Source organism: Rhodopseudomonas sp. B29 (genome assembly GCF_000333455.1).
GTDB lineage: Bacteria > Pseudomonadota > Alphaproteobacteria > Rhizobiales > Xanthobacteraceae > Rhodopseudomonas.
The window spans coordinates 1-5845 of sequence record NZ_BADD01000171.1; the positions used below are offsets into that span (position 1 = coordinate 1).

At 65.1% G+C, this 5845-nt stretch carries 4 protein-coding genes; 1 reads left to right on the top strand and 3 read right to left on the bottom strand.

Features of this window, described 5'->3' with window-relative positions:
• Positions 1-799, bottom strand: a 799-nt coding sequence (locus I5M_RS06100) for an alpha/beta hydrolase (protein ID WP_022720585.1), incomplete at its 3' end; no start/stop codon positions are given.
• Positions 800-807: 8 nt separating this feature from the next.
• The gene (locus I5M_RS06105; RefSeq protein ID WP_022720586.1) at positions 808-1854 is read right to left on the bottom strand and encodes a LacI family DNA-binding transcriptional regulator; all 1047 of its coding nucleotides are present in this window, start codon (positions 1852-1854) and stop codon (positions 808-810) included.
• Between the two features lie 207 nt (positions 1855-2061).
• Between I5M_RS06105 and I5M_RS06115 the strand changes: the two genes are divergently transcribed.
• Positions 2062-3333, top strand: coding sequence for an MFS transporter (locus I5M_RS06115; protein WP_022720587.1), 1272 nt, complete (start codon positions 2062-2064; stop codon positions 3331-3333).
• 50 nt (positions 3334-3383) lie between these two features.
• Here the strand turns inward: I5M_RS06115 and I5M_RS06120 are convergent.
• A partial coding sequence (locus I5M_RS06120; RefSeq protein WP_022720588.1) for a [protein-PII] uridylyltransferase occupies positions 3384-5845 on the bottom strand: 2462 nt, incomplete at its 5' end.

The window sequence follows — 5845 nt, forward strand, 5'->3', positions numbered from 1 at the left end:
CGATGCCGGCTGCGGTCCGTTGATGCGGCAGCCGGTCGAGACCAGCCAGGATAGTCGGCAGATCCTTCTCCCCAAACATCATCAGGGCAGCCGGATTGCTCGCTTGCGGATCCACATAGGTCTTCAGCGTCGCCGGCGCGATCCGCCCCGAGAGCGCGACGACGGCGGCAACTGGTGCCCGCTCGGCGAACGCCGAGTTCAGCGCCAGAATGGCGCCGGCCGAAAAACCGCCGATCGCGATTCGCGAGCAGTCCACACCGAAGGCCTGCGACCGGGCGCGCACGAAGCTGATCGCCCGTGTCATGTCGTCGGTCGCGGCCTCCAGCGTATCAGCCAGCATTTGCGGCGTGCTCGGCGGCAGCCCGAGCTGGCCGCGCACATAGTCGATGCGATCGCGACTGAGCTGCTGCCCGGGCAGCAGCGTCGGCGTGACGCCTGGATCAGGCGCCTCCTGCATCAGGCGGTAGTCGATCGAGAAGCAGACGAAGCCGCGGCGCGCGAACTCGTGGCAATATTCCGCCACGGCAGTAGAAGGGTTTTCTCCGGCGAAAATCTCCGTGCCCTTGCTGCCGCGCAGGAAGGCGCCACCGAACGCCATGATCAGCGCCGGCCGCCGCGCGCCGCCGGCGCCGCGCGGCCGATAGATGTCGAGCTTCAGCGGCCGGTAGTGAGCCGGGCCGACCTCGGGATCGTAACCGACCCCGCCGACGCCGTAGGTGACATCGGTCTCGACGTCGACCTCGAAGCTCTTGTCCAGGAAAGAATGTTGATGCGCATCGGTGCGGGTGTGCAGATTCATGTCGGCTATCATCTTTGCTGCGGGAGAGGTGCCGGTCCGCTACTGCTGCGGACCACGAGTTCAGTGGCGATTTCGATGTGGAGCAGGTCGTCCTTGCCGTTCAGCCGCGACACCAGGCTTCGCGCCGCGATCCGGCCCATCTCCTCGGACGGCACACGGACGGTGGTCATCGGCGGGTTGAGTGCGGCAGCGACATCGAGGTCGCCATAGCCCACGACCGACAGATCGCGCGGCACGGCGATGCCGCCAGCCGAACATTCCATCAGCACGCCGGCGGCGAGCAAATCATTGGTACACACGATCGCGGTCGCTGACGGATAACGCGCGCGCGCCGAGCGGAAAGCGTTGCGGCCGTTCTGCAGCGAACTGCCGCCGGCATCGATCAGCCGATCGGGCGTAAAGCTCAGACCACGGCGGCTCAAAGCGTCCGTGATGCCGGCGATCCGCTCCTGCTCGCGATCGATCGACGGAAACGCCATCAACGCAGCGAAGTCACGGTGGCCGAGGTCGAGCAGATGATCGACCGCCGCTTGCATCGCCTTGCGATGATCGACGCCGACCGACGGCAGCTCGGCGTCGTAAGACCATGTCAGCACGTAGGGCTTGCCGCTGTCGGCGATGAGCGGCAGCAGTGCTGGATCGTGTCGGCGCCCGACAATCACCAGCCCATCGACACCTTGCCGGATCATGGAGCGGACAGCGCCTAGTTCGGCCTGATCATCGAACTGTGAAACGCCGAGCAGCAGCGTGTAGCCGCTACCGGCGAGTTCGCTCTGCAGCCCCTCGACGGTCGAGGCGAAATAGGCGTGACGCAGCGACGGCATCACGGCGCCGACCACCAGGCTGCGATGGCGCCGCAGCGAAGCCGCAACACCGTCTGGCGCGTAGTTGAGGCGTTCGGCGACTTCGGTGACGCGCTTCAACGTCTCCGCACCGACCAGATGCGGCGCGTTGAAAACCCGCGACACCGTCGCGGGCGAAACTGCCGCAAGCTCTGCCACTTCGGCCAGGCGAGAGGGGCGTGCGGATGGCGATTTGGTCGACCGATCGGGCATTTATGAAATCAATTTCATTGCTGCCCTTCATAGAACATCGGATCCGATCAATCGTCAACCGCCGAGAAAAGCCCGTGCATGACCGACAAATGGGCAATTTGCTAACCGTTTCCGCACGTGGCTCGTTAATTGACAGCCACCTGGCGCTTGACCGGAACCAGCTTCACCGCAAAAATGAAATTGATTTCATCAACAAGGTTCGGCGACATGGCTCAGTCACGCATTTTCCCGGGATGGTATGTGGTTGTCGGTTCCGGCATCGGCATCGGCTCCGGATCGGTCCCGTTCTTCGCTTCGAGCTTTGCGCTATTGGCCGCCGCGATGGCCAAGCAGTTCGGCTGGCAGCAGGCCGAGGTCGCCACCGCGGCGTCGATCTATCTGTTGATGCAGACCATGGCCTATCCGCTGTGCGGATGGCCGCTCGACCGCTTCGGCTCGCGCAAATTCGCCGGCGTCAGCATCGTGCTGTTCGCCCTCTGCCTGGTGATCCTCAGCCAGATCGGCAATCTGTGGCAGCTTTATGCGGCCTTTGCCCTGATGGGCCTGATCGCGGCCGGCACCAATGTGGTGTCCTACGCACGCGCCATCTCGCTCTGGTTCAATCGCCGCCGCGGCCTGGCGATGGGTCTCGCCGCCAGCGCCCAGGCGGTCGGCGCCTTCGGCATGCCGATCGCCATGCAGCACCTGATCGGCGCCCATGGCTGGCCGGTCGCCCTCATCGTGTTCGCCGTCTTCGAACTGATCGTCGCGCTGCCGCTGGTCGCGCTGCTCGTGAAGGATAGTCCGGCGAGTTACGGACTCGCTGCCGACGGCGTCCCGGCCGCTGCAAACCCCGCCGAAGCTACCGCGGCGGCGGCGGCCGATGACATGACGGTCGGCAAGGCGATCCGAACCGGTACGTTCTGGAAGCTCGCCGTCAGCTTCGCCATCATGGGCATGTCGTTCTACGCAATCGCGCCGAACATCGTCTACATCCTCACCAAGAAGGCCGGCATGACGCTCGGAGACGTCGCCACCATACAGGCGGTGTCGGGCATCGCCACGTTGTTCGGCCGCATCGGCTTCGGCCATCTGCTCGATCGCTTCCACGCGCCGCTGATTGCCGTGGCGGCATTGGCGCTGACGGCAAGCTGCGCCGCGATCTATTCGGTAACTGCCGTCCCCGCGGTGATCATCTTCGCCACCGTGCTGAACGGCCTCGCTATCGGAGGCGACACCGACCTGATGCCGTACCTTGCCAGCCGCTATTTCGGAGTACGCGCGGTGTCGCGAATCTTCGGGTGGTTCCTGTTCGCGTTCTTCCTCGGGGCGGCCGTCGGCCCAGTCACATTCGCCAAGCTCAGCGCCGTCTATGGCGGCGCCGATACGCCGCTGATGATGCTGGCTGCGCTGCAGATCGTGCCGGCCGCACTGTTCCTGTCACTCGGACGCTACAAGGGCGCAACTGAGCCGGCCGGCGGACAGTTGAAGCGCACCTGAAACAACAAGCCCCGTGCGGTCAGCGCCGCCCTGCGCGGCGCTGACCGGCTTTACGCCGCCGGCTTCTGCTCCGCCTCGCCATTGGCGAGGAGGTGAACCAGCGCGCGCTTGATCGCGGCCTGGCGGGTCGGGGCGGTGATCTGGGCGCCGAGCAGATCGGTGACGTAGAACACGTCGCGGGCGCGCTCGCCGAAGGTCGCCACGTGGGCCGAGGCGATGTTGAGGTTGAGCTTCGAGATCGCGGCGGTGAGCTGATAGAGCAGGCCCGGCCGGTCGAGACCCGAGACCTCGATCACCGTGTAGCGGTCCGACCAGTTGTTGTTGATGTCCACCTCGGGCTCGACCACGAAGGCGCGCAATTTGGACTTGGTACTTGCAGTGAACCGGCGCGCCACCGCCTCGGGCAGCCGCAGCTTGCCTTCCAGCACATCCTCGATAGTTTCGCCGATCCGCGTGGCGCGGCGGCCTTCGTCTTCGTCGCGGTCGTATTCGCGGCTGATCGAGATGGTGTCGAGGGCGCGACCGTCGGTCGTGGTGTAGATCTGTGCATCGACGATGTTGGCGCCGGCCGAGGCGCAGGCGCCGGCGATGATCGACAGCAGCCAGGGATGGTCGATCGCCAGGATCGTCAACTCGGTGACGCCGCGGCCTTCATCGAAGCCGACATTGACCGCCAGCTTGTGGCCGGCCTGCTCGGACGCGCGCAGGAAGCGGGCATGGCGGATCTTGCGCTGCAGATCGACCTTCATCCAATACGCCGGGTAGTGCCGCGCCACGTAGGCGTTGAGCTCGGCCTCCGGCCATTCGGTGAAGGCGGCACGGAATTCGGCCTGCGCGGCGCGGATGCGCTCGGCGCGATTGACCTCAGAGAACCCGCCGGTCAGCACCGGCTCGGTCTCGTAGTACAGCGTGCGGATCAGCTGCGCCTTCCAGCCGTTCCAGACACCGGGACCGACGCCGCGAATATCCGCGGTGGTCAGGATGGTCAGCAGCTTCATCTGCTCGACCGACTCGACCACGGCGGCGAAATTTTCGATGGTCTTGCGGTCCGACAGATCGCGCGACTGCGCCACCGTCGACATGGTCAGATGCTTGTCGATCAGCCACGCGATCAGTTCGGTGTCCGCGGCGTTGAAGCCGAGCCGCGGGCACAGCCGCCGCGCCACCTTGGCGCCGGCGATCGAGTGATCTTCCGGCTGGCCCTTGGCGATGTCGTGCAGCAGCACCGCGACATACAGCACGGCGCGATGATCCGGGCGGATCTTGCGCATCAGCTCGCTCGACAGCACGAATTCGTCGTTCCCGCCGCGTTCGATCTCCTGGAGATTGCCGACGCAGCGGAGCAGATGCTCGTCCACTGTGTAGTGGTGGTACATGTTGAACTGCATCATCGAGACGATGCGGCCGAAGGCGCGAATGAAGCGGCCGAGCACGCCGGTCTCGTTCATCCGCCGCAGCACCGGCTCGGCGTTGTCCGATGTCAGGATCTCGATGAACAGTTTGTTGGCTTCGGGATTGTCGCGAAGCTGCGGATTGATCAGCCCGAGCGATCGCGTCACCGTGCGCATCGCGTCGGGGTGGAACGCCAGGTTGTTCTTCTGTGCCAGGCGGAAGATGCGAATCAGATTGACCGGATCGTGCTTGAACACGTCCGGCACCGCCAGATTGATGCGGTTGTTGTCGATGACGAAATCGTCCGACTCCGGTACGCGGCGCCGCTTCGCCGCAGGGCGCAGCCGCGCCATCATCCGGGTCAGCGCCGGCGCCGCCTTGGTCTGCTGATCTTCCAGCTTGGCGCACAGGATCGCGGTGAGGTCGCCGACTTCCTTGGCGATCAGGAAGTAGTGCTTCATGAACCGCTCGACGTCCTGCATGCCCGGATGCGAGGTGTAGCCGAGCCGCACTCCGATCTCGCGCTGCAGATCGAACGACAGCCGCTCTTCGGGCCGCTTGGTGACGAAGTGGATGTTGCAGCGGACCGACCAGAGGAAATCCTCGCAACGCCGAAAGGTGCGGAATTCGGCCGGATCGAACACGCCGCGCTCGAGCAGCTCCGAGGTCTCGCGCACGCGGTAGACGTATTTGGCGATCCAGAACAGCGTGTGCAGATCGCGCAGGCCGCCTTTGCCGTCCTTGACGTTCGGCTCGACCAGATAGCGCGACTGACCGCTGCGGCGGACGCGCTCTTCGCGCTCGGCCAGCTTGGCGGCGACGAATTCGGCGGCGGTGCCCTCGACGACTTCCTTGTCGAAGCGCTCGACCAGTTCGGCGTAGAGCTGGTCGTCGCCGGTGAGGAAGCGCGTCTCCAGGATCGCAGTGCGGATAGTCATGTCGGCGCGCGCCTGGCGCACGCATTCGTCGACCGAGCGCGTCGCGTGGCCGACTTTGAGGCCGATGTCCCACAGGCAGTACAGGATGACTTCGGCGACCTGCTCGCCCCAGGCGGTCTGCTTGTAGGGCAGGATGAACAAGAGATCGATGTCGCTCTCCGGCGCCATCAAACCGCGGCCGT